Below are 26783 nucleotides of genomic sequence, written 5' to 3' on the forward strand. Positions count from 1 at the left end.
CGCGCCGGCACGACGGCCGGCCACACCCGGTCGAGGTCGCCCGCTCGCACCGGACAGCCCGCGATGCGCACGCCGATCAGCCGCCTTCGGAGGTCAATTTCGCACGGGCGGCAGGGAGTTCGGGTGACGTCCCGATCCGCGCGGCCCGGCCCGCGCGATCGCCCGCCGCCCGCGCCGCCGCCGAATGTCCCGTCGACGCCTGCGGTCCGCGCCAGGTGCCGCGTGCCTCCGACGTCCGGGCGTAGAAATCTGTGAGCTCGATCTCTTTGTCGCGCAACGCCAGCGCGGTGCCGGTCGCGCGCCCGTCCCCGGGCAACACCTCGGCTTCGACCTCCGCCTTCACCTCGGCCAGCCGCCGCCCGATTCGCGCCGCGAACGCCATCTGAAAGTTCAGCCGCGCCGTCACGCCCGCCACCGGCGCCTGCACCCGCCGCCGGACCTGGCGGCCCCACCGCTTCTCCACCACGATCTTCTCCACGGTGGCCGATCGGTAGGCGCCGGACTTGATGTACTGGTCGGACGCGCGCACCATCTGCACGATCAGACTGGCGTAGAGCGCCTCGCAGGTATCGATATCGGAGTCGAAACCGTAGGCGTAGATCTGCGTCGATGTCCTGGCAACATCGCAGCGCACGTCGTTGGCCGCAGCGATCGCGACGAACAACTGCACGTAGGTGCGCAACCCGCGTTTGCCCGGCTCGCCGATCGGGATGATCCGCTGCACGGGGGTGGGCCTGCGCTCGCGTCCCGCGATGTGCGCCCGCGCCACGGCGAGGTCGATGGACGACTTCGTAGCCAGCCGCTGAGCCGCGGCGAGGAACGCTTCGGCCTCGTGTTCGTTGTCCGTGGACTCGGCCTTGCGCAGCAACCCACCGATGCGGGTGAGCATCCGATCGGGAACCGCGTTCGGCGAAGTCATCGCCGTCAGCCTAATGGGCGACTTCCCGCCACTGTCCCGCATGCCGGATCGACACCATGTATCTTGCCTTGTGCACCGGCAGGGTGTGCTGCCGCTCACGAACGATCCTGGAGTGTTTGCGATGGCTGTGAAGAAGGTGTCGTCCCTACGTGCGACGCTCGTGCCACGGGCCGCGGTCGCGGTCGCGTCGGTCGGGCTGCTGACCGCGACGTTCACCAGTGCCTGCTCCAGCGACAGCGGCGGCAGCCCGACCAGCCAGAACCTCACCGGACGTGGTCCGATCACCTACGTCGAGGGCAAGGACACCACCGAGACCGGCGCGGTCAAGCAGCTGATCGAGCGCTGGAACGCCGCGCACCCGGACGAGCAGGTGACGTTCAAGGAACAGTCGAACGACGCCTCGCAGCAGTACGACGACCTGGTCGAGCACATGCGCTCCAAGCAGTCCAACTACGACGTGGTCGCCTTGGACGTGCCCTGGACCGCCGAGTTCGCCGCCAAGGGCTGGATCCAGCCGCTGAAGGACTCCTTCGCGATCGACACCAGCGCGCTGCTCTCGCCGCCGGTCGCCAGCGCCACCTACAACAACACGCTCTACGCCGCACCCCGGAACACCAACGGCGGCCTGCTGTTCTACCGCAAGGACCTGGTGCCGAACCCGCCCAAGACCTGGAACGAACTGCTGGCCCAGTGCCCGATCGCGCGCCAGCAGAACATCGGTTGCTACGCGGGTCAGTTCGCGCCCTACGAGGGCCTGACCGTGAACGCGGCCGAGGTCATCAACGCCTACGGCGGCAGCTTCGTCGGCGCCGACGGCAAGACCCCCACGGTGAACAGCGCGCAGTCGCGCACCGGCCTGAAGGTGCTGGTCGACGCGTTCAACAACGGCGACATCCCCAAAGAGGCCATCACGTTCAAGGAGCCGGAATCCAGCAACGCCTTCGCTCAGGGCAAGCTGATGTTCCTGCGCTCGTGGCCGTCCACCTTCGGTGACGTCGGCGGCGAGGCCTCCGCCGTGAAGGACAAGTTCTCGGTCGCTCCGCTGCCGGGGGACAACGGCGTCGGCGCCTCCACCCTCGGCGGCTACAACGCGGCGATCAGCGCGTACTCCAAGAACAAGGCCACCGCGCTGGACTTCCTGCGCTTCCTGATCAGCGAGGACGCGCAGCACATCGTCGCCTCCGGCGCGCTGCCCTCGGTACGCGCGTCCATGTACGACGACCCGGCGCTGATCGCGAAGATGCCCTACCTGCCCGCGCTCAAGGACTCCATCGCCAGCGCGGTCCCGCGCCCGGTGACACCCTTCTATCCAGCGGTGAGCAAGGCCATCCAGGACAACGCCTATGCTGCGTTGAACGGAACCAAGTCCGTCGACGACGCGATCACCGGTATGCAAAAGGGCATCGAGACCGCCGGATCGTAAGTGATCGAGCGCGATGGACCCGACGAACCCGCAGGAGAGAGAAACGGTGTCGGATCCTTCGGGAACGGCGACTAGCGTGCCGAAAGACGACGAAGTTGTTCCGGCCCAGCGCGGCTTCGCCGCACGGCTGGCCCTGGACCTGCGACGCTCCGGGAAAGCCTGGGTGTTCGTCACACCGGTGCTGATCGCGCTAGCGGTCGTCATCGGGTATCCGGTGTTCCGGGCCCTGTGGATGTCCTTCCAGAAGGACCCCGGGCTCGACCCGGCGACCGGCATGTTCGTCGAAGGCGGCAGCGCCGGGTTCTCGAACTACACGCACTGGCTGCTGCAGCAGTGCCAGGTCGTGACCGGCGAGACGGTGCCGTGCCCCACCGGCAATCTCGGCTCGCAATTCTGGATGGCCATCGGGGTCACGCTGTTCTTCACAGTCGTGACCGTCGCGCTGGAGGCGACGCTCGGCCTCGGCATGGCCATGGTGATGGGCAAGACCTTCCGCGGCAGGGCGCTGCTGCGCGCGGCCGTGCTGATTCCGTGGGCCATCCCGACCGCCGTCACGGCACGGTTGTGGGAGTTCATGTTCCAGTACGACGGCGTGGTCAACCGCGTGCTCGGCACGCACATCCTGTGGACCTCCGACGCCTGGCCTGCCCGGTTCGCGGTGATCGCGGCCGACGTCTGGAAGACCACGCCGTTCATGGCGCTGCTGCTGCTGGCCGGTCTGCAGGTGATCCCGGGCGATGTGTACGAGGCGGCTCGCGTCGACGGCGCGTCGGCCTGGCAGCGGTTCACCCAGATCACGCTGCCGCTGCTGAAGCCGGCCCTGCTGGTCGCGGTGCTGTTCCGCACCATGGACGCGCTGCGCATGTACGACCTGCCCGCGATCATGACGCTGGGCAATCCGTCCACCCGCACGGTGTCGATCCTGGTGGTCGACCAGGTCCGGCAAGGCCCCAACAGTGCGGCCGCGTTGTCCACCATCACCTTCCTTTTGATCTTCGCGGTGGCGTTCGTGCTGGTGAAGATTCTCGGGGCCAACGCCGTTCGCACCCAGGAAGAACAGCGGGAGGCGCACTGATGTCCGTGCAGACAGCGGAAAAGCCCGTGACGGGGCAGCGTGCCGCGCAGCCGGTTCCGTGGACCAAGCGCCTCGGCTCGGTACGGCTGTACCTCGGCGCGCTGATCGTGCTCGTCTGGGGCCTCGCGCCGTTCTACTGGATGGCGGTCAACGCGTTCCGCGACCCCGACTACACCTTCGACAACACCCCGTGGCCGACGCACGTCACGCTGGAGAACTTCCGCAACGCGTTCGACACCAGCCGCGGCAACAACTTCGGCAAGGCGCTGGTCAACAGCCTCGTCATCGGCTCGATCACCACGGTGATCGCCCTGGCGGTCGGCGTGCTGGCCGCGTACGCGCTCGCCCGGCTCACCTTCCGCGGCAAGTACGTGGTGTCCGGCTTGATCCTCAGCGCCTCGATGTTCCCCGTCGTCGTCCTGGTCACCCCGCTGTTCCAGCTGTTCACCAACCTCGGCTGGATCGGCGAGTACCAGGCGATGATCATCCCGAACATCTCGTTCGTGCTGCCGATGACGGTCTACATCCTCGCGTCCTTCTTCGCCGAACTGCCGTGGGAACTGGAAGAAGCCGCGCGGATCGACGGCGCCACCAAGATGCAGGCGTTCCGCTTGGTGATGCTGCCCTTGGCCGCCCCCGCCGTGTTCACCACCGCGATTCTCGCGTTCATCGCGGCGGTCAACGAATACCTGCTGGCCCGTTTGCTTTCCAGCGACAAGACCGAACCGGTCACCGTCGCGATCGCCCGCTTCTCCGGCAACAACCCGCTGGTGCAGCCCTACGCGGCGATCATGGCGGCAGGCACGATCGTCACCATCCCGCTGGTCGTCATGGTCCTGCTCTTCCAGCGCCGGATCATCTCGGGCCTCACCGCGGGCGGCGTGAAGAGCTGAATCCTTGGCCGCGCGGGCGCGGCGGGTTCGCGGGCTGTGTTGGTTTTTCCAGCGCCTGCGGCGCTGGGTGTTCGCGGCCCTCTTGTGGCTCGCGTCCGAGCGACCGCCGCTGGCGACTGCGTCGCGGACGCGGCGGCCGCTCGGACGCGAGCCGGGCCGCGAACGGCGCATGCTCGGTCTCGCTTCGCTCGAAACCTGGAGTCGGGGTGAGCCGGTGGCGTTGCCGAGGTAACCACCGGACAGCGGGGTTCGCCGTCCTTTCGCAGCACGCGGCCCGAGCGGCCCACGTGCATCGGCGATTCTTGGGGCCACACGCGCGGGTAATGCATGCGGCTCGGCTGTGTCGGACGGCTGGAAAGTGGAAAGCCGCCTGTGAACGAACGCGGTAAACTCTGGCTTTCGATGCTCTTTTCCGTTCGTTCGTGCAGGTGAGTTCGTCCGGCGCTCCGGGAGGAGATGATCGTGAGCTCGTTCCGCAAACCGCGAGAACGTAGACGCGGCGGCAAGGGGGCTCCCCCGCCCGCACCGTATGCCTCGATCGCGGGCTGGAACGAGCGGCCGGAAGCGGCGAGACGCGACGCGCGGAGCCGACGCGAACGCATGGCGGACCGTAGGAAGACGCGACCGCCCGTGCCGCGCCCGGCGCCGGCGGAGAATCGGCCGCCGCGCAGCAGAGCCGAACGTATCCGCCGCCTGCTGCTCGCCTTGTTCATCCTGTTCGGCGTGGTGCCCGCGCTGCTGTCGGTCCTGGCGTACTGGAGTGCCGAGATCCCGGATCCGAGTGCGGTGCAGACGAATCAGATCGCGACCATCCTGGCGGCCGACGGCAGCACGGTGATCGCGAAAATCGTGCCGCCGGACGGTAATCGGATGCCGGTCCCGCTGTCCGACGTGCCGCAGCCGGTGCGCGACGCGGTGCTGTCGGCCGAGGATCGGAATTTCTACACCAATCCCGGCTATTCGACTTCCGGCTTTCTGCGGGCCGTGCGAGACAACCTGCTCGGGAAGGACAACGCGGGCGGCGGCTCCACGATCACCCAGCAGTACGTCAAGAACGCGTTCCTCGGCTCCGAGCGCACGGTCACCCGCAAGATGCGCGAGCTGATCATCGCGGCGAAGATGGCGCGGCAGTGGAGCAAAGACGACATCCTCGCCGCCTACCTCAACACCATCTACTACGGCCGGGGGTCGTACGGCATCGCCGCGGCGGCCAAGGTCTACTTCGACAAACAGGTGAACCAGCTGACCCTCGCGGAGGGCGCGGTGCTCGCCGCGCTGATCCGGACGCCCTCGATCCTGGACCCGGAAACCCATCTCGCGGAGTTGAAAGCGCGCTGGCGCTACGTGCTCGACGGGATGGTCGAGATGGGCGTCCTCGCGCCGGGTGATCGTGACGCCACCACCTTTCCGCTGATCATCCCGCTCACCGAGATCCCGGACGAGGACGTGGCCCGCGGCCCGGAGGGACTGATCCGCAACCAGGTGGTGCGCGAGCTGCGCGACTCCGGCATCAGCGAGCGCGACCTGAACAAGGGCGCGTTGCAGATCACCACCACCATCGACGCCAGGGCGCAGCAGGCGGTGCTGGGGGCGGTGCGCGACCGGCTCGGTGCCCAGCCACCGGAATTGCGCGCCGCGGTGGTGTCGATCGATCCGCGCTCCGGCGCGGTGCGCGCGTACTTCGGCGGCTACGACGGCATCGGCTTCGACTTCGCCCAGGCGCCGTTGCAGACCGGATCGGCGTTCAAGGTCTTCGCGGCGATCGCCGCGCAGCAGCAGAGCATTCCGCTCTCGCGCGTGCTGGACAGCTCCCCGGTGACCGACCGCGGTACCCGGATCACCAACGTGGACGGCGAGTCGTGCGGCAAGTGCACCATGGCCGAGGCGCTGAAGCGCTCACTGAACACCAGCTTCTACCGGTTGACCATGACGATGTTCGACGGGCCGCAGGCCATCGCGGACGCGGCGCACGCAGCCGGTATCCCGGAAGAGCTGCCGGGCGTGGCGGGCAAGACCCTCAGCGAGGACGGCGGTAAACCGCTGAACGGAATCGTCCTCGGGCAGTATGTGGTCCGGCCCATCGACATGGCCTCGGCCTACGCCACGCTCGGTGCGGCAGGTGTGCACCACCGGCCCTATTTCGTGCAGCGGGTGGTGACCGGCGACGGGCGGGTGCTCCTGGATCGCGGCGACCCGGACCAGCAGGTCGGCGAACAGCTGCCCGAGGGGAAGCAGCGCATCCCCCGGAAGATCGCGGAGAACACCACCGAGGCGATGCTCCCGATCGCGGCCTACTCCAACGGGCACGCGCTGAAGAACAACCGTCCCTCGGCCGCCAAGACCGGCACCACACAGCTCGGCGAGAGCGATTTCAACAAGGACGCGTGGATGATCGGCTTCACCCCGTCGCTGTCCACGGCGGTATGGATCGGCACCGAGCAGTCACAACCGATCCGCACCGCGCGCGGCGCCGACATCTACGGCTCCGGCCTGCCCGCCGACATCTGGAAACAGGTCATGGACGACGCGCTCGACGGCACCCCGATCGAACAGTTCTCGGGCACGCGGGCTCCGGCCGGGCCGAATCAGAGCAAGCCGCCCTCCGGCGGGCCCTACGACATCCTGAATCCACCGCAGCAGTCGCCGCAGCGCGAACCCGCCGTCGTCATCCCGCCGAGCGCGCAACCACCCAGGGAGGTGGAGATCTTCCCGGGGCTGAGCATTCCGGTTCCTGGATAGCGATGATGCTGTGACCTTCCGTCGCCCGGTGGAACGCATGACGTGGCAGCATCGTTTGCCAGAGTGAGAGCGAACAGCGAGTGCGTCGGTACGGGCCGACGCCGAAACCGCGGAAACGATGCGGAAGGATATGCGCTCGAGCGACGGCAGCGCGGCGCGAGCGACGGGCCCGGAGGCGGTAGCCTGCGTCACCATGGAGGGCACCGGGAGCGACGCCGATTGAAGACAGACGAGACATAGGGGCTACGCCGGTGGATTTCAATGTCGTTGACCAACCCGAGACGCTGGTGGCGGGAACAGTGCTTCGCAGCCCCGCGCTCGCGGTCGAAGGACCGCGCCGCGCGAAAGTCGAAGAGGCGTGGAAGCGCAACCTGGCCCGCAAGCTGCCCGGACCGCCGACCACGGCGTACGTCGACCACGCGCCGGAGATCAATTCGTACCTGACCCACATCGTCGGCTACCGCTGCCACAGCCTGGCCGACCTGCTGCCCGGCGACGTGCTCGCCCGGGTGCCCGCCGGGCGCTTCGCCCGGTTCATCGCCAGCGGCGACAATCTCGGCGACACCATCGTGAGCATCTGGCGAGCGGTGTGGGACGCGGAGGCCTCGGGGCGGCTCGTGCGCGCGTACACCGGCGACTGGGAACACTATCCGGACGCGCGGACGGTGGAAGTCTTCGTGGCATTGGCAGACGATCAGGGCAACGGGTAGGAACAGACAGTGGACTTCGAGATCGTCACATTGCCGCAGAGCATGGTCGCGGGCCTGACCGTGCCGCTGGCCGGCCGCGAGGTGACCGCGCGTGACCTCGACCTGGTGAACTTCACCTGGGATCGGTACCTGGCACGGGAGAAGAACGTACAGCGAGTGGCCGCCTACATCGGCCAGAACGATCACGCCGTCGCCGTGCTGGGCTACGAGATCGGCGCGATGGGCGAACTGGACCCCGGCGACGTGCTCACCATCATCCCGCAGGGCCGCTACGCCAAATTCGTCGTCGCCGACAAGCCCTACGACCTGCTGCGCACCGCATGGGCACAGGTGGCGAAGGCCGAGAGCGCGGGGACCATCACCCGCTCACACACCGCCGAGGTGGAGCGCTACACCGGCCCCGCGTCGGTAGAGGTCTACGTCTCGCTGGACTGAATTCGCTGACGTGTACACGACAACGTGTACACTTCAGATATGTCGGAGATCAGTATCCGGGAGCTGCGCGCCAACCTCGCCGCCCACGTCCGCGAAGCCGAATCCGGCGAGCAAGTGATCATCTTGCGAGACGGCGCGCCCGCCGCGGCGCTGGTGCCGTTGTCCATGGTCGAGGCGTTCGACGCAGCCGAGGACGAGCTTCTCGCGCGGGAAGCCGAGGTCAGGCTCGCGGCCGACGAGCGGACCTTCACCATGGCGGAGGTGCTGGCCGACCTTTTCGAAGACGACACGAAGTGAAATACCGCTTCCACTTCCTCGAGTCCGCGCGCCGAGAACTACGCGCCATCGAGCGTCAGGACGCGATGCGGATCCTCACCGCCCTCACGGCACTCGGCGAGGACCCCTATGCGCCCGGGCTGGACGTCAGGAAGTTGTCGGGGCGCGAGGACTTGTTCCGTCTGCGGATCGGCAGATACCGGGTCGCGTACCGAGTGGACAACGGCGTGCTGGTGATTCTCGTGGTGAAGGTCGGCTGGCGGAAAGACGTCTACCGAGGTCTGTAGTTCGACGGCAGGCCGGCCGAGGGCGATTGCCCTTCGGCCGGCCTCTTGCCGGTGCGGTGCCTACTCCGCGCCGATGATGAACGCTTCCAGCTGGGTGCGCGCGATGTCGTCGGCGAGCTGCTGCGGCGGGGACTTCATCAGGTAGGCCGAGGCCGGGATGACCGGTCCGCCGATGCCGCGGTCCTTGGCGATCTTCGCCGCGCGCACCGCGTCGATGATGATGCCCGCGGAGTTCGGCGAGTCCCACACCTCGAGCTTGTACTCGAGGTTCAGCGGCACGTCGCCGAAGGCGCGACCCTCCAGGCGGACGTAGGCCCACTTGCGGTCGTCGAGCCAGCCGACGTGGTCGGACGGGCCGATGTGCACGTCGTTGGCGCCGAGCTCCTTCTTCAGGTTGCTGGTGACGGCCTGGGTCTTGGAGATCTTCTTGGACTCCAGGCGCTCGCGCTCGAGCATGTTCTTGAAGTCCATGTTGCCGCCGACGTTCAGCTGCATGGTGCGGTCGAGCTGCACACCGCGGTCCTCGAACAGCTTGGCCATCACGCGGTGGGTGATGGTCGCGCCGACCTGGCTCTTGATGTCGTCGCCGACGATCGGCACGCCCGCCTTGGTGAACTTCTCCGCCCAGACCGGGTCGGAGGCGATGAACACCGGCAGCGCGTTGACGAACGCGACACCGGCGTCGATGGCGCACTGCGCGTAGAACTTGTCGGCTTCCTCCGAGCCCACCGGCAGGTAGGACACCAGCACGTCGACCTTGTTGTCCTTCAGCACCCGCACCACGTCGACCGGCTCGGCCTCGGACAGCTCGATGGTCTCCGCGTAGTACTTGCCGATGCCGTCGAGGGTCGGACCGCGCTGCACGACGACATCGCTGGGCGGCACGTCGGAAATCTTGATCGTGTTGTTCTCGCTGGCGAAGATCGCCTCGGCCAGATCGAAGCCGACCTTCTTCGCGTCCACATCGAACGCGGCGACGAACTTGACGTCGCGAACGTGATAGGGCCCGAACTTCACGTGCATCAGGCCGGGGACGGTCGAGGTCTCGTCCGCGTCCTTGTAGTACTGCACGCCCTGGACCAGCGAAGAGGCGCAGTTGCCCACACCTACGATGGCGACGCGAACTTCTGTGGCGTTGTCAGCCTTGTCGTTGTCACTCATGGCCGATATTTCCCTCTTTCTGTGGTGCCGCCTTCGTCGATTGCTCCGCCGCAATCAACTCGTTGAGCCAGCGCACTTCGCGCTCGCTTGATTCGAGTCCGAGTTGATGGAGCTGCCGGGTGTAGCGATCCAACGACCCGCTGGCCTTCTTGATCGCCTCCCGGAGCCCCTCTCGGCGCTCCTCGACCTGACGCCGCCTGCCCTCCAGGATCCGCATCCGCGCTTCCGCGGGGGTGCGGCTGAAGAAGGCCAGATGAACGCCGAAGCCGTCGTCGGTGTAGTTCTGCGGTCCGGTGTCGGCGAGCAGCTCGCTGAACCGCTCCCGCCCGGCCGGCGTCAGTTGGTAAACCCGTCGCGCACGGCGTGTCGTCGCGCCCGCGGGGATCTCCTCGGCGATCAACCCGTCCGCCTGCATGCGGCGCAGGGTGGGATAGAGCGACCCGTAGGAGAAGGCCCGAAACGCCCCGAGCAGGCCGGTCAGCCGCTTACGCAGCTCGTACCCGTGCATGGGCGCTTCGAGGAGCAGCCCGAGGATTGCCAGTTCGAGCACCGGGCTTCACCCCCTGACTGTGTACAGACCTAACCGATGGATGCGACTTTCCACTATATCGGAGCGATACATCTGTGCACAGTCGTCGCCCTTATGTGGACGACATACGGATTCAGCGAGAGGGCGGGGAGACCGCCAGCGGCTCGCCCGCGGGAGTGACCTTCGCGTGCCCGGACGTGCCGCCTTTGCACTTCACGTGGATATCCACCACGGGCCCGGGGTCGACCGCGCCGGGCGAGTCGAACTGCACGCTGACGTGGCTGATCACGCCGTCCGGGCACCGCACCGTCTGCGGCGCACCGGCCAGCAGCCGGGCGAGGGCGGGCACGTCGAGGGCGGCGAGGTCGAAGGTGCGTGTCCCCGTTTTGCGCTCGGAGGTCGTCGAGGTGCGGAAGTCACCGTTGTAGCGATAGTCGCTGGTCTCGGATGTGCGGCCGGGTGTCTGCCGGTCCACGAGCACGTACTTCGGATACAGCGTGACGTCGTCGGCGATCAGGTCGCCGAACTCGGCCCGGTACTCCGCGAGGAAGTAGGCCAGGCCCGCACCGGTGGTCATATCGGGAACATTCTCCGACGACCCGGGCAGCTCGACGCCGCAACGGCTGATCGCCCCCACCATCGCACCCACGACCAATGCCGCGACGACAGTCGAGACCGGCGCCAGCCAGCGCCGCGGCCGACGCCGGTCCACGCGCACCACCGGGGCGTTCGCGAGTTCGCCCGGAATCTGTAGATCACCGATCAACGCGTCGAGCTCGCCGAAGGACTTGGCGCGCATCGCCTTGGCCGTACGCGTGGCGTGCTCGCTCTCGGTGATCTGTCCGTCGGCCAGGGCGGTGTCGAGCAGTCCGCACACGTCGGCGCGGTCCGTGTCACGTGCGCGGATGCCGCTGTATCGGGTTGTCGCCATTGCCTCATCCCTCGAACGGCCAGACACGGCGCACCTCGCCGGCCGGGGTCATCAGGAAGTGACCGTCCTCCTTGACGGAGTTGTTCACGTAGACCTCGATGATGGGTTGCCCGGCGGGAATGCCGTACCGGCCGTAGAAACTGACGTCGTTCACGCTCACCGCGAAATGCGACACGGCGCCGCCGGGAACCCGGGTGATAGTGGCCGCGTCGGCGAGCGCTCGACCGATCGCCGCCACGTTCAACAGGCCTAGATCCACCGACGGGGTGTCGGCCTTACGCGTCGTGATCTCGCGGGACTGGGTGAAACCCCCGCGGTAGTCATACTCGACCTTCCGGTTGGACTGCCCGGGCACCGACCGGGCGAATGAGGCGTGCTCGGGGTGCATCCTCAGTTCGTCTACTCGGAGGTCCCCGAACTTCCGCTGATAGTTACGCAGGAAAGTGGCGACTCCGTCGGCGGTGACCAGGCTCGGCGTCGGAACCACCAGCGGCTGTACCACCCCGAGGTCCACCGCGGGCGCGGCTTGCGCCGAGTGCGGCGGTTCTTCCGCCACCCGGGTGACCGCGAGAAATCCGGCGCAGGCCGCCAGCACCGCGGCCACGGTCACCGCACCCAGGTACCACTGGCGGCGGCGTGAGCGCGGCGGACGCGGCGCGGGCGCGGCATCGCCGGGCCGCTGCAAGTCCGCGACCAGATCCGCCAGATCCCCCAGGGTGCGCGCGTCCGCGACGAGTTCGGTGAGGGCGTCGTGCTCTTCTTCGGACAGCTGGCCGTCGGCACGGGCGCGGTCCAATAGCTCGCGGGTAGTGGCGCGATCGGCATCTCGGGCCCGAGTGTGAGCAGGATAACTTCCGCCGGATCCCGGGCGGCGCAAGGCTTTTCGCGTCACCGACGACCGATCCGCGGTGAACCCCCGCGGCACGGCGGAGGTTTGCAGATCGGCGGTGAGCGCGGCCAACTCGCCGAGCGTTTTCGCCGCCGCGGCCTGCGCGATTCGGTCGTGATACTCGTCGGCGCCGAGCTGGCCCTCGGCGTAGGCGGCATCCAGCACACTGGACGCGGCGGCGCGGTCGAGGTCACGCGCTCGCGTGCGCCCGGATGCTGCGGTGGACACAGACGGATCGTAAACCGGATAACGGCGCGGCGCGCTGGTTCGGGCGCTGATCCGGACCGGTCAATCCGCACAGCCCGGGGCGGCGGGATTGCAACACCGCTACTCTGGTTCTCGTGCGAATTCAGCGGCAAGTTGTCGACTACGCCCTCCGGCGCCGGTCGCTGCTGGCTGACGTCTATGCGGGCCGGGTCGATGTCGCCGAGGTGTGTGATGCAAATCCTTATCTCTTGCGTGCGGCGAAGTTCCACGGTCGGGGGAGCGAGGTCACATGCCCCATCTGCCGGAAAGAACAACTGACCCTCGTATCCTGGGTCTTCGGCGACGGTCTCGGGCCGGTCGCCGGATCGGCTCGCACGCCCGAGGAGCTGGTGCGCCTCGCCGAGACTCGCGAAGAGTTCTCGGTGCATGTCGTCGAGGTATGCCGGACCTGCAGCTGGAATCATCTGGTGCAGTCCTATGTGCTCGGTTCCGCGCCGGCGCCGACGCGCCGTCGCACCGGGACACGCGCGAACCGGCGCACTGCCGCCGAATGAAGTGCCTGGTCATCTGCCCGTCGGGTGACTCGCGGAGCCGGCCTGCGTCCGCTCCGGCGACGACTACCGCTGATTGCCACCTGGACCGCTACGAGTTATGGAGATCTTGTCAGTGAATTCGCCCTACGAGACTTCCCCCTACGGCGATGAGCCACATGGCGGCCGTCCTCCACGGAGTTCACGTCCAAGTCCCAACCCGTATCAGGACCCTCGCCCCGGCCCCCCGCCCGGCGCCCGTCCGGGCCCGCCGCCCGGTGCGCGGCCCGGCGCGCCCTTCCCAGGCGAGCCACGCGGCCCCCAGCCGCCGCCACGCCGTCCCGGTCCCCCGCCGCAAGGCCGACCGCCGCAGCAAGGCGGCCGTCCACCCCAGCCGGGCCGACCGCCGCAACCCAACCGCGGCGCGCCCAACGACGGCGCCCCCGGCCCGCAGTCGACCCAGAAGATTCAGCGCCCCGGCTCACTGACCGAGGCGGTGGCCGAGCGCAACCGTCGCGGTCCGGCCACCGGGCCGCGTCCGGTGACGGGCGCCCGCCCGGCCGTGGACCGAGAGGGTCGTCGCGTCCCCGGCAGCGGACCCACCACCGGCGAGCGCAGGCAGACCGCGGGCGGCCCGCCGTCCGGCCCGCCGCCGCGCCGTGGCGGCGGCAACGGCGACGGATCCGACGGACCCGGCCGCCGCAGGCCCGCCCAGCCGAAGAAGTCACCGTGGCGCATCGTGCGCCGCACTCTCTACGTCCTGGTGGCGTTGGCCATCCTGGTGCCCAGCGGCATCTTCCTGGCCGCGTACACCACCGTGTCGGTGCCGCAGCCGGGCGATCTGAAGACCAACCAGGTCGCGACCATCCTGGCCGCCGACGGCACCACGGTGCTCAGCAAGGTGGTTCCGCCGGAAGGCAACCGCACCGATGTCACCATCGAGCAGATCCCGCCGCACGTGCGCAACGCGGTGATGGCGGCCGAGGACCGGGACTTCTACACCAACCCCGGCTTCTCGATCTCCGGCTTCGCGCGCGCGGCCAGGGACAACGTCCTCGGCAAGGAGAGCGCGGGCGGTGGCTCGACGATCACCCAGCAGTACGTGAAGAACGCGCTGGTCGGTGACGAACGCTCGTTGACGCGCAAGATGCACGAGCTGGTCATCTCGGCGAAGATGGCGCGGCAGTGGAGCAAGGACGAGATTCTCGCCGCGTACCTCAACACCATCTACTTCGGTCGCGGCGCCTACGGCATCGACGCGGCGGCCAAGGCGTACTTCGGCAAGCCGGTGCAGGAACTGACCGTCGCCGAGGGCGCGGTGCTCGCCGCCACCATCCAGCTTCCCTCCAGCCTGGACCCGGAGAAGAACCCGGAAGGTGCGAAGACCCGCTGGAACTACGTGCTCGACGGCATGGTCTCCGCCAGTAGCTTGAACGCCGCCGAGCGCCAGGGCCTGCAGTACCCGCAGGTCGTCCCGCTCGCCTCGACCCGCGACAAGGAGCAGGACTCCGGCCCCGAAGGCTTGGTCAAGACGCAGGTGCTCAAGGAACTCGCCGCGGCGGGCATCAGCGAGCAGCAGCTGAACACCTCGGGCCTGCAGATCACCACGACGATCGACCCGAAGGCGCAGCAGGCGGCGGTCGACGCCGCGACGCAAAAGATGCAGGGCGAGCCTGAGCAGCTGCGCACCGCCGTCGTCTCGATCGATCCGCGCACCGGCGCGGTGCGCGCCTACTACGGGGGGCCCGACGGTCAAGGCTATGACTACGCCAACGCGGGACTGCAGACCGGTTCCTCGTTCAAGGTCATCGGCCTCGCGGCCAACCTGGAGCAGGGCATCCCGCTGTCGCAGCTGTACGACAGCTCACCACTCACCGTGAACGGCATCAAGATCACCAACGTCGAAGGCGAGCAGTGCGGTATGTGCACCATCGCCGAGGCGCTGAAGCGGTCGCTGAACACCAGCTTCTACCGGATGCAACTGGACATGCAGAACGGTCCGCAGAAGATCGCCGAAATGGGTCACAAGCTGGGCATCCCGGAAAGCATCGCGGGTGTGGGCAAGACGCTCACCGAGTCGGACGGCTCCGGCCCGAACAACGGTATCGTGCTCGGCCAGTACCAAGCTCGGCCGCTCGACATGGCCTCCACCTACGCGACGCTCGCTGCCTCCGGCGTCTACCACGCGCCGCACTTCGTGTCGAAGGTGGTGACCGCCGATGGGCAGGTCCTGCTCGACCGCGGTGAGGTGGCCGGTGAGCAGCGTGTCTCGGCCGCCGTGGCCGACAACGTCACCGCCGCGATGAAGCCGATCGCCGGCTACTCCCGCAACCACGGGCTGGCCAACGGACGCGAATCGGCAGCCAAGACCGGTACCGCGCAGCTGCTGGATACCGGCGAGAACAAGGACGCCTGGATGGTCGGCTACACCCCGTCGCTGTCGACCGCGGTGTGGGTGGGCACCGTCGACAACTCGCCGCTGCGCAACTACAGCGGTGGCATGATCTACGGCTCGGGTCTGCCCTCCGACATCTGGAAGGCGACCATGGACGGCGCCTTGCAGGGCACCCGCAACGAGACGTTCCCGAAGCCCGCCCCGATCAAGGGCCAAGCCGGTGTTCCGGAGTGGTCGGCGCCCTACACGCCGCCGTCCACCGTCGACTCCCCGCTGCTGCCCCCGGTTGTGGTCGCGCCGACGCAGGTGGAGATCCTGCCCGGCATCACTATCCCGGTACCCGGCGTCCAGCCCGCGCCGCAGCAGCAGCGCCCGCAGCAGCAACGTGAGTCGGACGCGGGCCCGCTGCCCGGCCAGCCGGTCGCACCGACCGACGGTTCGTCCCCCACAGCTACCAACGCGCCACGCGCGGGCAACAACGGGACCGGCAATGACTCGGGAACGACCGGAGCACCCCCGACCCGGGGCCGATAGCATTCGGGATCCGTGATCGATAGGGCAGTCGGCGAAAAAGAAATTCGCCGACTGCCCTATCCGTTCAGATCGGCGAATTCCCCATTCAGCCCGAACTCGCTCTCTGCGGCGGGCATGTGTTCACCGAACTTCGGTGGCACTTTCTTCGTGATCACATCTGCCCGGCGGCATTCGAACCGGGCAAATGAATTCCGGAGAGGTCAAGCAGGAGTTATGTACCAGAAACCATTCGGGTCCTGGTAGCACTTCTCCCGAACACCCGCCCAGCTCAAGCACTCAGTGAACTTCCAGTACCCCTGCAGAACGACGTACGTTCCATCCGATATCTGGACACACTTGTCCGGAATACCTTTCCACCCGAGACACTCCGAGTAGGACGAATACCCAGCATTGGCATTTCCGGCAAGTCCGACCAGCGCCGCCCCAGCGACTGTCAGCGAGACAAGAACTTTCTTGAACATACCCACCCCGTTTCGAAGTAGACGCGCGAGATTTATGCGTCAACCGATGGTGATCATAACATCCACGTAATTACCTTGGAAGAGAATTATCGCCTGCGGGCTCGCTGCGCCGGACGCGAAAGGCTCGCGAGTGCGGTGGCAGACCGGAGCCGACTCGATCCGAACGAGCAGCCACATCCCAGGTAGCCTCGGGTTCCGTGACCGATCAGCAGCTGGTGGAGTTACGCAGGAGCGGGAGGGCGCCGCTGTCGGACCAGATGGGGCCCGGTGGTGCGTACTATGCCGCACCTGCCCCGCTCGCGTCCGATCTCCGGTCGGCGGATGCGCGCGACCGGCCGAGTCGCAACGATTCCCTCGCGGCGCAGCTGTCCACGGTGATCGGCGGGCCGGTCGGGGATCACGCCTTGGTCGGGCGGGTGCGGTTCTGGACGCCCATGCGGGTACTGCTGGCGTTCACGGTGGTATTCCTGGCGCTGGGCTGGTTCGGCAAGGCGGGGTGCATCCAGCAGACCGACGGCGCGGACGGTCCCACCCTCGACTGGAACAACGGCCGCCAGTACGTGGCGATGTGCTATTCGGACACCGTGCCGCTCTACGGCGCGGAACGACTGAACGAAGGCGCTTTCCCGTACAAGAAGCAGTGGACCGAGCAGACTCCCGACGGTGGCCGGGAGACGCGATACATGGAGTATCCGGTGCTCTCGGGCCTGTACCAGTACTTCGCGATGCGGATCGCCAAGAGCTGGGACGCGTCGCCGCTGCCCGGCGCGCTGCAGGTGGTGATCTACTTCAACGTCGTCGCGTTCGGTCTCGCGCTGGCCTGGCTGACCACTGTGTGGGCGTCGGCGCTGCTGGCAGGCCGCCGGGTCTGGGACGCGGCGCTGATCGCCTGTTCGCCGCTGGTGATCGTGCACGCGTTCACCAACTTCGACGCGCTCGCGACGGCCTTCGCCGCGACCGGCCTGCTCGCCTGGGCCCGGCGCAAACCCGTGCTCGCGGGCATCCTGCTCGGTCTGGGCGGCGCGGCCAAGCTGTATCCACTGCTGCTGCTCGGTCCCATAGTCGTGCTCTGCCTGCGTACCGAGACCATGCAGCGCACGCCGCGCACGCATCTCGGCCTGCGGATGCGCGACATCGACGGCTGGCCGGCCTTCCTGGCGTGGGTGCGCGAGACGCCCTACCGTATCCAGTTCCTCGGTGCCCGTCCGCTCGGCGCCGCGTTCGTCACGGTGTGCGCCGCGCTCGCGACCTGGCTCGCGGTGAACCTGCCGATCGCCGCGCTGTATCCGAACGGCTGGCGAGAGTTCTTCCGGCTGAACACCACCCGGCACGCCGACCCGGACTCGATCTACAACGTGATCTCCTCGTTCACCGGCTGGCCCGGCTTCGACGGCGAGCTCGCGCACGGGGAGCAGCCCGCCATCCTGAACGCCGTCTCCCTGCTGGCGTTCGTCGCGGCCTGCGCGGTGATCGCCTACATCGGCCTCACCGCGCCGCGGCGGCCGCGGCTGGCGCAACTGTGCTTCCTCGTGGTCGCGGCGTTCCTGCTGACGAACAAGGTGTGGAGTCCGCAGTATTCGCTGTGGTTGGTTCCGCTCGCCGTGCTGGCGCTGCCGCACCGGCGCATCCTGCTGGCCTGGATGACCATCGATGCGCTGGTCTGGGTGCCGCGCATGTTCTACTACCTCGGCTTGGACCGCAAAGGCCTGCCCGAAGAGTGGTTCACCGGCACCGTGGCGCTGCGTGACCTGGCGGTGCTGGGGCTGTGCGCGCTGATCGTGCGCCAGATCTACCGCCCGGAGGAGGACTTGGTGCGCCGCGACTTCGTCGACGATCCCGTCGGCGGGATCGTCGACCGCATGCCCGATCCCCTGCTGGCCTGGCTGCCGGAGCCGCTGCGGCCGCGAGTGGCGGTCGCACGCGGCTGACCGGCCGCCGCGGGGATCAGGCGCTCACCTGGTACGCAGAAAGCGCGCCTGGCGTTCCGGCTCGTGCGGTAAGAGATCCAGATCGAGCTCCCACGCGCTGCCGGTCCACGGATCGAACAGCGGCGTGCCGCCGATGGTCGGCAGGTGGCGGCACGACTGCGACAGCATCGCCACGGTGTTGTCGGCCGAGTCGGATTCGTTGGCGCCCACGATCACGATGGACAGTCCGATCAACTCACCACGCGTGATCAGCACCCCGATGCGCTGCGCGTCCGAACTCTGGTAGCCGTGCGGGAAGTCCGCGGCCAACAGCACTCGATGCTCGCTGGGCGGGGTGAACGCGCCGCTCGCGTAGGCCAATTCGGCCAGCTCGGCCGCGTCTACCAGGGTTTGCAACCGCGCGGAGATGTCGGCGTGGTCGGTGATCGGCGGGCCGTTCAGCACGGGAGCGAGCAGGCCGGTGATGCCGCTGAACGCGTCGGTCAGATCGATGATGTCGACCAGTGTCCTGCGCTGCGGCGCCGCGGCGAGCAGCCGGGCCAGCAGCGCGCCCACGACCGGCGCGACCGCACGGGTCGATTCGGCATCGATCCACAGCGGCCGATTCAGCGGAACCGGAACGCAATACGGGATGCGCAACGGACCGCGGTCGAGCGCGTACAGCTCGCCGAGCCGGATACCGTCGCTGGGCACGGGCGGCTTGTCCCAGGCGGGCGAGTCCCAGGACGCCAAGGCGGGCGGCAGCACCTGGTCGGCCTCGGCGAGTTCGCGTATCAGCTGTTCGGCGTCGCGCTCGTGGTTGTGCTCGGCGGTGCCGATCAGTTCGTCGTGCCGTTGCTGCGCGGCACGACGAGCCTGCTCGGCTTCCGGAGTATTCCTGGTCGCGGGATCGGAGACGGCTTGCGACAGTTCGTTATCCAACCGCTTGGCCGCGTACTCGCGCGCCGAGACCAGCGCGGCGGCCGACCGCGCGGCGTCCTCGAACACCATCCACAGCCGTTCCAGGCCGTGACCGACCTCCAGCGGCGCACCCGCGGTCGCGATCTGCGCGTCACCCGCCAGCGGACCCGCCATGGTGTGCGTCCCGGGCTCGGCAGCCTGATCCGCACCGTCCACCTCGACACCGTGTGCCGTGAGCAGCACGGCGAGCCCGCCCGCGTAACCCTGGCCGACGGCGCGCAGCTTCCAGGCCGGGCCACGCCGGTAGACCTCGAGACAGATCAGCGCCGTCTCGCCGGACGATGGCGTGATCGCGAATTCCGCGATCACACTGTCGTTCTCGGACATCGTGGCGGTCACCGGCCCCAGCCCGTCGGCCCGTGCGGGGGCGGCCGGGTCGGCGCTGACCACCAGGAGCACGGCCTTCGCGTCGGCGCGCACCTCGGCGAGGGTGATCGTCACCCCGTCGGTGGCCAACGCGACCCCCGCCGCGGCGGGCTGGTTGTAGAACACGAAATCGTCGCTGGAGAACACTTTCAGGTTCTCGGCGACCACCAGCGCGGAAACGTCGAGGGCAGCCTCGGCTTTCGCACTGAAACGAACGACCTCACCGGTCAGCGGGATGTTCTGACCGGCCTGCAGTTGAATCACGATGTCTGTCCTGCTGTCCCGTCGCCGGTCAACTGTTGACGAGGAACCGGCCGAGCTGCGGCACCGCCTCACCCGGATGCTTGGCCTGGAAACCCTCGCCGAGCGCCTGTAATTTCCAGTCGTTGCCCACCCGGTACAGCTTGGACATCGCCATCGCGGTGAACGGCATGCCACCGGCGAGGGTGTACCTGGCCAGCTCGCCGTTGTTCGTCCCGTCCACCAAGCGGCAGAACGCGTTCTGCACCTGCTCGAAGGTGTGGCCCTTGTAGGAGGTCACGATGAACACCAACGTGGTGACATGGACGGGGATGCGGGTCAGGTCGACCAGGATCATCTCGTCGTCGCCCTCGCCCTCGCCGGTGAGGTTGTCGCCCTGGTGGCGGATCGAGCCGTCCTTGGAGGTCAGCTGGCCGTAGTAGGCGACGTCCACCGGGTTCATGTCGGCGAACAGGATGACCGACGCGTCCAGGTCGATATCGACCGTGCGGCTGCCGAACATGCCGCGGCTGCGCACCGGATCCCAGCCCAGGCCCATCTTGACGAAGGTCAGCGCGGCGCCTTCTTTCCGCAGCGTGACCCGCTGGCCCTTGACCAGGCTGACCGGACGATCCTTGCTCAAGCTGACCTCGGCAGGCGGCTGCTGCGGCTGCGGCGGCGCGGGCTGGCCGGGCGGCGGGTAACCGGCCTCGGGACCGGGCGGCGGCGGATAGCCCTGGCCGGGCGGGGGGTAACCCGGGCCACCCTGCGGCGGTTGACCGGGAGCGCCCTGCGGCGGGTAACCGGGGCCGGGCGGCGGATAGCCGCCCGTCGGCGCGTACTGCGGCGCCTGCTGCTGGGTCGGGTACGCCGGGGTGGTCGGCGGCGGGTAGTTCGGCGGCTGCTGCTGAACCGGCTGCTGCGGCGGCGGGGGCGGAGCCTGCGCGGGCTGCGGGGCCTGCGCGGGCTGGGCGGGCGCGTCGTCGACCGAGACGCCGTGGTCGGTGACCAGCGCGGCGAAACCGCCCGCGTAGCCCTGTCCGACCGCACGCACCTTCCACGCGCCCTGGCGGCGGTAGAGCTCGAGCGCGATCACGATCGACTCGGTGTTCAGCCCCTCGATCCGGTACTCGTACAACTGATTACCGGCCGCGTCCGACACGATCGCGGTCGGAGCGGGGAAACTGCCGAAATTGCTGTTCGCGTCGTCCAGCGTGATCACCGCGCGGATCTGGTCGATGTCGGCCGGCACGGCGTTCAACGACACCGCCAGTGACGCGGGCTGACCGGCCGGCGCGGGCTGCAGATTGACGCCGGGGCCGCTGGGCTGGTTGAAGAAGACGAAGTCGGCATCGGAACGGACCTTGCCCCGCTCGGTGACCAGTAGTGCCGACAGATCCGCCGGCGCCGAGAGCTGGACGGAAATCACCACGTCGTTGGTGGCCAGCGGACCATTCTGGCCCTTGGCGAGAGTTGCGGACAAGTTCGACCCTTCGCTTGTCGGTGCGTTCGCCTGACACTCTACGAGAAACGCGCTCGGCGCCGCTCGGACTGAACGGACGCGCTGCCCCGACCCCCGCGCGAGCATCGGTTAGGGTGACGGCACGCAGATGGAATGCGGCGATCCCACCGTGTTCCCGAACGAGACAGCAGGCAAACTCCATGGCGCAACTTTTCGAGCAATCGAAGAAGGTGATCGAGGCCCATCTGGCCGGCACCAGCCTCCGCGCGATCTCCGGCTCGATGATCGCCTACGAAGGCAATGTGCAGTTCAAGGCGGCCGGTTTCGGCGGCGGCGACGGTGTGGTCGCCGGGCTGAAGCGCCGGGCCACCGGCGAGAAACTGTCGCTGATGGAGTGCGCCGGGCACGGCCGGGTGTTCTTCGCGGTCAACGGCCAGCACGTCACCGTCGTGAACCTGAACAACGAGACGCTGCAGGTGGAGTCACAACAACTGCTCGCGTTCGCCGGAAACCTGCGCACCGATGTGCGTTTCGCCGGGTTGCGCGGCGCGTCCAGCGGGCAGGGCCTGTTCACCACGACCGTCTCCGGCCAGGGCCAGGTCGCGCTGCTCTCGGCGGGTGGTCCGCTGATCCATCTGGAGGTCTCCCCGCAGTACCCGCTGACCGTGGACCCGGACGCGTTCGTCGCGGCGCGCGGCAACCTCAACCAGTCCTTCGTCTCCGACGTGTCGTGGCGCAGTTTCGTCGGCCAGGACGCGGGCGAGGCGTTCTCGCTGCGCTGGGACGGCCAAGGCGTGGTGTTGATCCAACCGGCGGAACGGTAGGCGAGCGGTGTTCGAGAAGGTCAACGGCAAAGTCGTCAAGGTCAACGTCGGGATGGCGGGCGGAGTGGTCGCCCGCAACGGCGCGATGCTGTTCTACACCGGCGATGTCTCCTTTGCCCCCCACCAGATTCCGGGCGCCCAGGGGATGGGCGGCATGGGCGGGCTGATGGGTCTGGCGGGCCGGGCGATGGCGGGTGAGCACGAGCGCACCATGCTGGCGCAGGGCAACGGCGAGGTGCACTACGGTCTCGCCGGCCTGGAGGTCCACGTGGTGCAGATGCAGCCGGGCGCGGCGCTGCGCGTCGAGGCTTCGCGGCTGCTGGCCAATACCGCCGGGTTGCAGAGCTCGGTGGTCTCCGTGATGAGTTCGGGTGGTGGAGGCGGCGGTGGCGGCGGCCTGATGGGTGCGCTGCGTGGCGCCGCCTCGGGCGCGTTGACCGGGCAGGGCATGTTCACCACCCAGCTGTCCGGGCAGGGCGCCGCGGTGCTGCTCGCGCACGGCGGATTCCTGGAATTGCAGGTGGGCGGCCCGAATCCGATCGTGGTCGATCCGCAGGCGTTCGTCGCCGCCTACGGCAACGTGCAGACCGAACTCAAGTCGGCGATGAGCTGGCGCGACGCCGTCGGGCGCGGTGCCGGGGAGGCGATGCAGCTGCATTGCGTCGGGCAGGGCGTCGTCTACGTGCAGGCCTCCGAAGAGAAGTTGTGAGCATGTCCCAGATCCTCAGTCCCATGAATCTCGGTGAGAGCGACAACATCCCGGGAAACAGCTACGCGTACTGCATCGACCTGAACAAGCCGTGGTTCATGCGCAAGGGCGCGATGATCGCCTACTACGGCGACATGCGGTTCCAGACGCTCACCCACGGGTTGCAGGGCGGCCTGCTGCACATGGTGTCGCAGCAGTTCTCGGCGCCGCTGTTCACCGGCGATTACGTCGTCGCGGAGGGGCACGGCAAGCTGATCATCGGCGACCGTGGCTACGACATCAATTCCTACGATCTCGAGGACAACGGCAACCTGACCATCCGGGCGGCGAACCTGCTGGCCTTCGAGCCGGGCCTGTCGCTCAACCAGTCCATCGTGCCGGGATTCCTCACCCTCATCGGCACCGGCAAGTTCCTCGCCTCGTCCAACGGGCCGGTCATGTTCGCCGAGCCGCCGCTGCGCGTGGACCCGGAATCCCTGGTCGGATGGGCGGATTGCCCCTCCCCCAGCCACCACTACGACCAGCGGTGGGTCACCGATTTCCTGGCCGCCGGTGCGGCGCGCCTCGGCGTCAACTCCGGTGAGGAGCGTCAGTTCGACTTCACCGGCGCGGGCACGGTGCTGATCCAGTCCAGCGAGAAAGTGCTCAGCGACTCGGCGCTGGTGCGCACCATCGAGGGGCAGATCCAGAGCGGCATCACCGTCGGCGGCCTGCAACGGCTGCAAGGGCTCATCGCGCAGCAGCTGGCCGGGCAGCAGCAGTACTGAATCGCGCAATCACTCGCGTGGTGGACCGCGGCGGACTGGTGTCGATGCGCGACGGCTCATGAACCGGGAGACCGGGCAAACCGCGTCAGAGTAACTCGGGTCGACGGGCGAATCGCATACGGACAGCAAAGGATTCGCGACGGAACGGTGAACTCGTCCCGATGTGCACCGGCGCCGGTGCACGGTCGGCGCAGAATCGGGTCATGGCTGACTTGGCGCTCTCGCCACAGCGTCGCACGGCGCTGACGAACCTGGTCCAGGACGAGTCCACCTTCGCGACAGCGTATCCGCGGGTGGCCGACTACTGGTCCACCGCGAGCCGGTTGCCCGGCACCGGAGACGACATCGCCGACGCCACGTTCGACCTACACCTGCTGCACTACTTGACCGGCGGCGCCAGCGCGAATCCCTACTGGGACATCGTCGCCGCCGCGGTATCGCCCGGGCCGCGGGAGCGCGCCAACCGTCCCGAGGTGAACGGCGGTAACCCGAAAGGTAGTGCGCGCCTGGCCTATGCGCAGATCGTGTTGCAGGCGGCCTACGCCTACGCGATCCCCTCCCCTGCGACGCTGCGCTGGGTGGCGGATGCCGCGCAGGGCAGGCCGGTGCTGGAAGTGGGTTCGGGCCGCGGCTATTGGGCGCACCAGCTCACCCGAACCGGCGTTCCGACCAGCGCTTTCGACTCGCATCCACCCGATCGGGCGACCAACACGGCGTTCCCGGCCGCCGTCGGGCAAACCGCGACATGGCATCCCACCGCCACGCCGCCTTCCTGCACAGCCGATCTGGTCGCCGCCCATGCCGAGGATGTCTTGTTTCTCTGCTGGCCGCCCGGCTGGGAGAACCCGATGGCATCGACCACTCTCGCCGCCTACGCGGAGGCAGGCGGCTCGTCGCTGGTCTACATCGGCGAACCACGTGGCGGGCGCACGGCCGACAGCGCGTTCTTCGACCTGCTGGAGGCCGGATGGACGTTGCTCGACCAGGACCCGGACTATGTCTCGTGGTGGAATCTCGGCGACACCGCGCAGTGCTGGCAGCGGCGATGATTCTGCGGCTCAGCGAAAGCGCTGGAATTCCCAGGGATCGTGCGCGCTGAGCAAGGTGACTTCGTCACCGTGGTCGCGGTGTAGTTCGCGCAACCGCGCCTGGGTGCCCACTCGCAGATCGTGATGGACCTCGGCGGAGGTTTGCACGATGTCCAGGATCGGGTGTGGCTGCGGCTGCGGGTCGAGTTCGCGATGGTAGTAGTAGGCGTCGCCACAGTGCAGCAGCCAACGTTCACCCTCGCGGACGGCCACCCCGGTATGGCCCGCGGTGTGTCCGCCCAGCGGGATCAACTGGAAGTCGTCGGGCAGATCCTTCGGTTGAATCGCGTCGAAGCCGAACCACTTGCCGGTCGGGTCCTTCGGGTAGGTGACCCAGTGCGGGTCGTGTGCCCAGTGCGCGGAGCGGTAGCGAAAACTCGGGGCCTCGGCCCGCGCCGCCGCGAGCTCGGCGGCGAGGACATGGACCCGCGCGTGCGGGAAGTCGGGCAGTCCACCGCAGTGATCCACGTCGAGATGGGTGAGGATGACGTGCCGTACGTCTGCGGGGTCGTAGCCGAGGCGTTGCACCTGGCGGACAGCGGTCTCGTCCTCCGACAGGACCGGCTGCGACATCGCGACCCAGTCGGCGCCGAGCGTGCCCGCCGGGTCGCGAACGTCGTCCAGCCCGATCCCCGTTTCGACCAGGACCAGCCCGTCGGATGCCGTCTCGGCCAGTAGGCAGTGGTTCACGGCATGGGCGGGCGCGAGTCCGTCGTAGGTGGCTTCGATCTGCCGCACCGACCCGCAATTGAGGTGATGAACTGTCATGCGCGCTAGTCTGTGACTTGAAGCGCGGTTCAAGTCAAGGAGACGAGATGACCGACCTGCTCGATATCGCCGAAGTCGCCGACCATGCCGGCCTCGCCCCCTCCGCGCTGCGTTTCTACGAAAAGCGCGGGCTCATCACCGCCACCGGCCGCAACGGCCTGCGCCGCACCTACCACCCCGACATCCTCGGCCGCCTCGCCCTCATCGCCTGCGCCCGCGGCGCCGGTTTCACCCTCGCCGAAATCGCCCGCTTCCTGCGCGCCTCCCCCACCGACGCCGAACTGCGCACCCGCATGGCGGAAAAAGCACGCCAACTCGACGACGACATCACCCGCCTCATCCGCATGCGCGACAGCCTCCGCCACGCCTCCACCTGCACCCACGACCCCTTGGTCGAATGCCCGGACTTCAAATCCACGTTCGAAAGTGCGGCCGACGCGATGTGAGTCCGCGAACCCGGTATTCGGCCCCGCCTCGCGGATGTGAGACGGGGCCGGGCTGGGGCTCAGCCGACTACTTCACGAAGTCACGCACGCCCTCGAAAACCGTCGGCGACGACAGCAGCGCGACATGGCCGATGCACGCTGTCTGGGTGTTGCCTGCGCCGCTGAGAATGGTGCTCGCATCGGGGTTGATGATCTCGTCGCACGGTGACCACCAGGTGCCGTAGTTCACCCGGCCGGGGGTTTCGTCGGTGCCGTTGAGTTCGGCCAGAAAGGCTGAGCCGGGCCGCATCTCCACGCAGGAGGCGTCGAGGCATCCGTTGGCGGTGTCGGTGCCGTGATTGGGTCCGCCGATGGACACCCAGTCGTCGACGAAATCGAGGCCGCCGAGGTTCTTCAGGTACCAGCGGCTGTTGAGGCCGCCCATCGAGTGGGTGATGATGTCGACCTCGGCGGCACCGGTTTTCGCGCGCAGCGCATCGACCTGCGCTTTCACCTCCAGCGCGATGTCCTTGTTCGACTGGGTGCTGTTGTAGCTGAATCGTGCCATCTCATCCGCGGAGTATCCCGCGTCCAGGAATCGGCCCCACATGTAATTCCAGTCCGCCGCCGATCCCCGCCATCCGTGGACGAAAAGGATGGGATCTCGCGCCGGCGCGGCAGCCGCCTGTGGCGTGGCGATGCCGAGCGCAGCGGTAGCTGTCGCGACCAGGGTGATTGCGGCCATCCCGAGGCGGCGCGTGATCGATGTGACGTGCATGAATTAACTCCGATCTGCTCGTTGCACTACGAGCAGACAGAAAATAGCGCGAGGGCTCATCCGGCGACTGTGAA

The 26783-nt window shown here is 68.0% G+C and carries 25 protein-coding genes; 16 read left to right on the forward strand and 9 right to left on the reverse strand.

Features of this window, described 5'->3' with window-relative positions; all coding sequences use genetic code 11:
- Positions 1-76: 76 nt before the first annotated feature.
- Positions 77-919, reverse strand: a complete 843-nt coding sequence (locus ON19_RS30035) for a DUF2786 domain-containing protein (protein WP_227954520.1) — start codon at positions 917-919, stop codon at positions 77-79.
- Positions 920-1040: 121 nt separating this feature from the next.
- On the opposite strand from ON19_RS30035, the gene ON19_RS30040 reads away from it, so the two are divergent.
- The 8 genes from ON19_RS30040 to ON19_RS30075 all read left to right on the forward strand — a co-directional run bounded on the left by ON19_RS30040 (position 1041) and on the right by ON19_RS30075 (position 8757).
- On the forward strand, positions 1041-2342 hold the full coding sequence (locus tag ON19_RS30040; protein ID WP_043700394.1) for an ABC transporter substrate-binding protein: 1302 nt from the start codon (positions 1041-1043) through the stop codon (positions 2340-2342).
- A 46-nt stretch (positions 2343-2388) separates the two neighbouring features.
- Positions 2389-3417, forward strand: coding sequence for a carbohydrate ABC transporter permease (locus tag ON19_RS30045; RefSeq protein WP_227954521.1), 1029 nt, complete (start codon positions 2389-2391; stop codon positions 3415-3417).
- Positions 3417-4310 (forward strand): carbohydrate ABC transporter permease, encoded by an 894-nt coding sequence (locus tag ON19_RS30050; RefSeq protein ID WP_174377745.1) that lies wholly within the window; start codon positions 3417-3419, stop codon positions 4308-4310. The genes ON19_RS30045 and ON19_RS30050 overlap by 1 nt, the downstream gene beginning before the upstream one ends.
- Before the next feature lie 456 nt (positions 4311-4766).
- Positions 4767-7049, forward strand: a complete 2283-nt coding sequence (locus ON19_RS30055; protein WP_043700293.1) for a transglycosylase domain-containing protein — start codon at positions 4767-4769, stop codon at positions 7047-7049.
- Between the two features lie 251 nt (positions 7050-7300).
- Complete coding sequence (locus ON19_RS30060; RefSeq protein ID WP_043700304.1) at positions 7301-7759, forward strand: GyrI-like domain-containing protein; 459 nt, start codon at positions 7301-7303, stop codon at positions 7757-7759.
- A gap of 9 nt (positions 7760-7768) precedes the next feature.
- The gene (locus tag ON19_RS30065) at positions 7769-8194 is read left to right on the forward strand and encodes a GyrI-like domain-containing protein (protein ID WP_043700307.1); all 426 of its coding nucleotides are present in this window, start codon (positions 7769-7771) and stop codon (positions 8192-8194) included.
- 39 nt (positions 8195-8233) lie between these two features.
- Positions 8234-8491, forward strand: coding sequence for a type II toxin-antitoxin system Phd/YefM family antitoxin (locus tag ON19_RS30070; RefSeq protein ID WP_043700309.1), 258 nt, complete (start codon positions 8234-8236; stop codon positions 8489-8491).
- Positions 8488-8757, forward strand: a complete 270-nt coding sequence (locus ON19_RS30075; RefSeq protein WP_043700312.1) for a type II toxin-antitoxin system RelE family toxin — start codon at positions 8488-8490, stop codon at positions 8755-8757. The genes ON19_RS30070 and ON19_RS30075 overlap by 4 nt, the downstream gene beginning before the upstream one ends.
- Positions 8758-8817: 60 nt before the next feature.
- Here the strand turns inward: ON19_RS30075 and ON19_RS30080 are convergent, their stop codons facing one another.
- The 4 genes from ON19_RS30080 to ON19_RS30095 all read right to left on the reverse strand — a co-directional run bounded on the left by ON19_RS30080 (position 8818) and on the right by ON19_RS30095 (position 12495).
- Positions 8818-9918 (reverse strand): inositol-3-phosphate synthase, encoded by a 1101-nt coding sequence (locus tag ON19_RS30080; protein ID WP_043700314.1) that lies wholly within the window; start codon positions 9916-9918, stop codon positions 8818-8820.
- Positions 9911-10468, reverse strand: a complete 558-nt coding sequence (locus ON19_RS30085; RefSeq protein WP_039803160.1) for a PadR family transcriptional regulator — start codon at positions 10466-10468, stop codon at positions 9911-9913. The genes ON19_RS30080 and ON19_RS30085 overlap by 8 nt, the downstream gene beginning before the upstream one ends.
- Before the next feature lie 112 nt (positions 10469-10580).
- A complete protein-coding gene (locus ON19_RS30090; protein ID WP_043700320.1) occupies positions 10581-11378 on the reverse strand; it encodes a DUF1707 SHOCT-like domain-containing protein in 798 nt (265 codons plus the stop codon).
- A gap of 4 nt (positions 11379-11382) precedes the next feature.
- Entirely contained in the window at positions 11383-12495 is a 1113-nt protein-coding gene (locus ON19_RS30095; RefSeq protein WP_051169429.1) for a DUF1707 SHOCT-like domain-containing protein, read from the reverse strand.
- Between the two features lie 113 nt (positions 12496-12608).
- On the opposite strand from ON19_RS30095, the gene ON19_RS30100 reads away from it, so the two are divergent.
- The 3 genes from ON19_RS30100 (at position 12609) to ON19_RS30110 (ending at position 18322) form a co-directional block, all read left to right on the forward strand.
- Positions 12609-13028 carry a DUF5318 domain-containing protein gene (locus ON19_RS30100; RefSeq protein WP_043700323.1) on the forward strand — a complete coding sequence of 140 codons (420 nt, stop codon included), beginning with the start codon at positions 12609-12611 and terminating at the stop codon, positions 13026-13028.
- Between the two features lie 472 nt (positions 13029-13500).
- Positions 13501-15933, forward strand: coding sequence for a transglycosylase domain-containing protein (locus ON19_RS30105; RefSeq protein ID WP_043700325.1), 2433 nt, complete (start codon positions 13501-13503; stop codon positions 15931-15933).
- Between the two features lie 718 nt (positions 15934-16651).
- Complete coding sequence (locus tag ON19_RS30110; RefSeq protein WP_043700403.1) at positions 16652-18322, forward strand: glycosyltransferase family 87 protein; 1671 nt, start codon at positions 16652-16654, stop codon at positions 18320-18322.
- 24 nt (positions 18323-18346) lie between these two features.
- Here the strand turns inward: ON19_RS30110 and ON19_RS30115 are convergent, their stop codons facing one another.
- Together ON19_RS30115 and ON19_RS30120 are read right to left on the reverse strand one after the other, a co-directional pair.
- Entirely contained in the window at positions 18347-19912 is a 1566-nt protein-coding gene (locus ON19_RS30115; RefSeq protein ID WP_051169430.1) for a TerD family protein, read from the reverse strand.
- Between the two features lie 28 nt (positions 19913-19940).
- Positions 19941-21371, reverse strand: coding sequence for a TerD family protein (locus ON19_RS30120; protein ID WP_043700327.1), 1431 nt, complete (start codon positions 21369-21371; stop codon positions 19941-19943).
- Between the two features lie 179 nt (positions 21372-21550).
- Between ON19_RS30120 and ON19_RS30125 the strand changes: the two genes are divergently transcribed.
- From ON19_RS30125 to ON19_RS30140, 4 genes are all read left to right on the forward strand, one after another.
- Positions 21551-22174, forward strand: coding sequence for an AIM24 family protein (locus ON19_RS30125; protein WP_043700329.1), 624 nt, complete (start codon positions 21551-21553; stop codon positions 22172-22174).
- Between the two features lie 7 nt (positions 22175-22181).
- Positions 22182-22883 (forward strand): AIM24 family protein, encoded by a 702-nt coding sequence (locus tag ON19_RS30130; RefSeq protein ID WP_043700331.1) that lies wholly within the window; start codon positions 22182-22184, stop codon positions 22881-22883.
- A 2-nt stretch (positions 22884-22885) separates the two neighbouring features.
- Entirely contained in the window at positions 22886-23650 is a 765-nt protein-coding gene (locus tag ON19_RS30135) for an AIM24 family protein (RefSeq protein ID WP_043700334.1), read from the forward strand.
- 203 nt (positions 23651-23853) lie between these two features.
- The gene (locus tag ON19_RS30140; protein WP_043700405.1) at positions 23854-24699 is read left to right on the forward strand and encodes a hypothetical protein; all 846 of its coding nucleotides are present in this window, start codon (positions 23854-23856) and stop codon (positions 24697-24699) included.
- Positions 24700-24708: 9 nt separating this feature from the next.
- Here the strand turns inward: ON19_RS30140 and ON19_RS30145 are convergent, their stop codons facing one another.
- The gene (locus ON19_RS30145; RefSeq protein ID WP_043700337.1) at positions 24709-25506 is read right to left on the reverse strand and encodes an MBL fold metallo-hydrolase; all 798 of its coding nucleotides are present in this window, start codon (positions 25504-25506) and stop codon (positions 24709-24711) included.
- A 47-nt stretch (positions 25507-25553) separates the two neighbouring features.
- Between ON19_RS30145 and ON19_RS30150 the strand changes: the two genes are divergently transcribed.
- Positions 25554-25952, forward strand: a complete 399-nt coding sequence (locus ON19_RS30150) for a MerR family transcriptional regulator (RefSeq protein WP_043700340.1) — start codon at positions 25554-25556, stop codon at positions 25950-25952.
- A gap of 67 nt (positions 25953-26019) precedes the next feature.
- Here the strand turns inward: ON19_RS30150 and ON19_RS30155 are convergent, their stop codons facing one another.
- Positions 26020-26709, reverse strand: a complete 690-nt coding sequence (locus ON19_RS30155) for an esterase/lipase family protein (protein WP_043700343.1) — start codon at positions 26707-26709, stop codon at positions 26020-26022.
- Positions 26710-26783: the final 74 nt, after the last annotated feature.

The organism is Nocardia abscessus NBRC 100374 (assembly GCF_000308455.1).
GTDB lineage: Bacteria > Actinomycetota > Actinomycetes > Mycobacteriales > Mycobacteriaceae > Nocardia > Nocardia abscessus.

Bases quoted from the DNA above. Each gene is read 5' to 3' on its own strand.
- ON19_RS30035 (WP_227954520.1), bottom strand. From the start codon at position 919: ATGACTTCGCCGAACGCGGTTCCCGATCGGATGCTCACCCGCATCGGT.
- ON19_RS30040 (WP_043700394.1), top strand. From the start codon at position 1,041: ATGGCTGTGAAGAAGGTGTCGTCCCTACGTGCGACGCTCGTGCCACGG.
- ON19_RS30050 (WP_174377745.1), top strand. From the start codon at position 3,417: ATGTCCGTGCAGACAGCGGAAAAGCCCGTGACGGGGCAGCGTGCCGCG.
- ON19_RS30055 (WP_043700293.1), top strand. From the start codon at position 4,767: ATGATCGTGAGCTCGTTCCGCAAACCGCGAGAACGTAGACGCGGCGGC.
- ON19_RS30070 (WP_043700309.1), top strand. From the start codon at position 8,234: ATGTCGGAGATCAGTATCCGGGAGCTGCGCGCCAACCTCGCCGCCCAC.
- ON19_RS30080 (WP_043700314.1), bottom strand. From the start codon at position 9,918: ATGAGTGACAACGACAAGGCTGACAACGCCACAGAAGTTCGCGTCGCC.
- ON19_RS30090 (WP_043700320.1), bottom strand. From the start codon at position 11,378: ATGGCGACAACCCGATACAGCGGCATCCGCGCACGTGACACGGACCGC.
- ON19_RS30110 (WP_043700403.1), top strand. From the start codon at position 16,652: ATGGGGCCCGGTGGTGCGTACTATGCCGCACCTGCCCCGCTCGCGTCC.
- ON19_RS30125 (WP_043700329.1), top strand. From the start codon at position 21,551: ATGGCGCAACTTTTCGAGCAATCGAAGAAGGTGATCGAGGCCCATCTG.
- ON19_RS30135 (WP_043700334.1), top strand. From the start codon at position 22,886: ATGTCCCAGATCCTCAGTCCCATGAATCTCGGTGAGAGCGACAACATC.
- ON19_RS30140 (WP_043700405.1), top strand. From the start codon at position 23,854: ATGGCTGACTTGGCGCTCTCGCCACAGCGTCGCACGGCGCTGACGAAC.
- ON19_RS30145 (WP_043700337.1), bottom strand. From the start codon at position 25,506: ATGACAGTTCATCACCTCAATTGCGGGTCGGTGCGGCAGATCGAAGCC.
- ON19_RS30150 (WP_043700340.1), top strand. From the start codon at position 25,554: ATGACCGACCTGCTCGATATCGCCGAAGTCGCCGACCATGCCGGCCTC.
- ON19_RS30155 (WP_043700343.1), bottom strand. From the start codon at position 26,709: ATGCACGTCACATCGATCACGCGCCGCCTCGGGATGGCCGCAATCACC.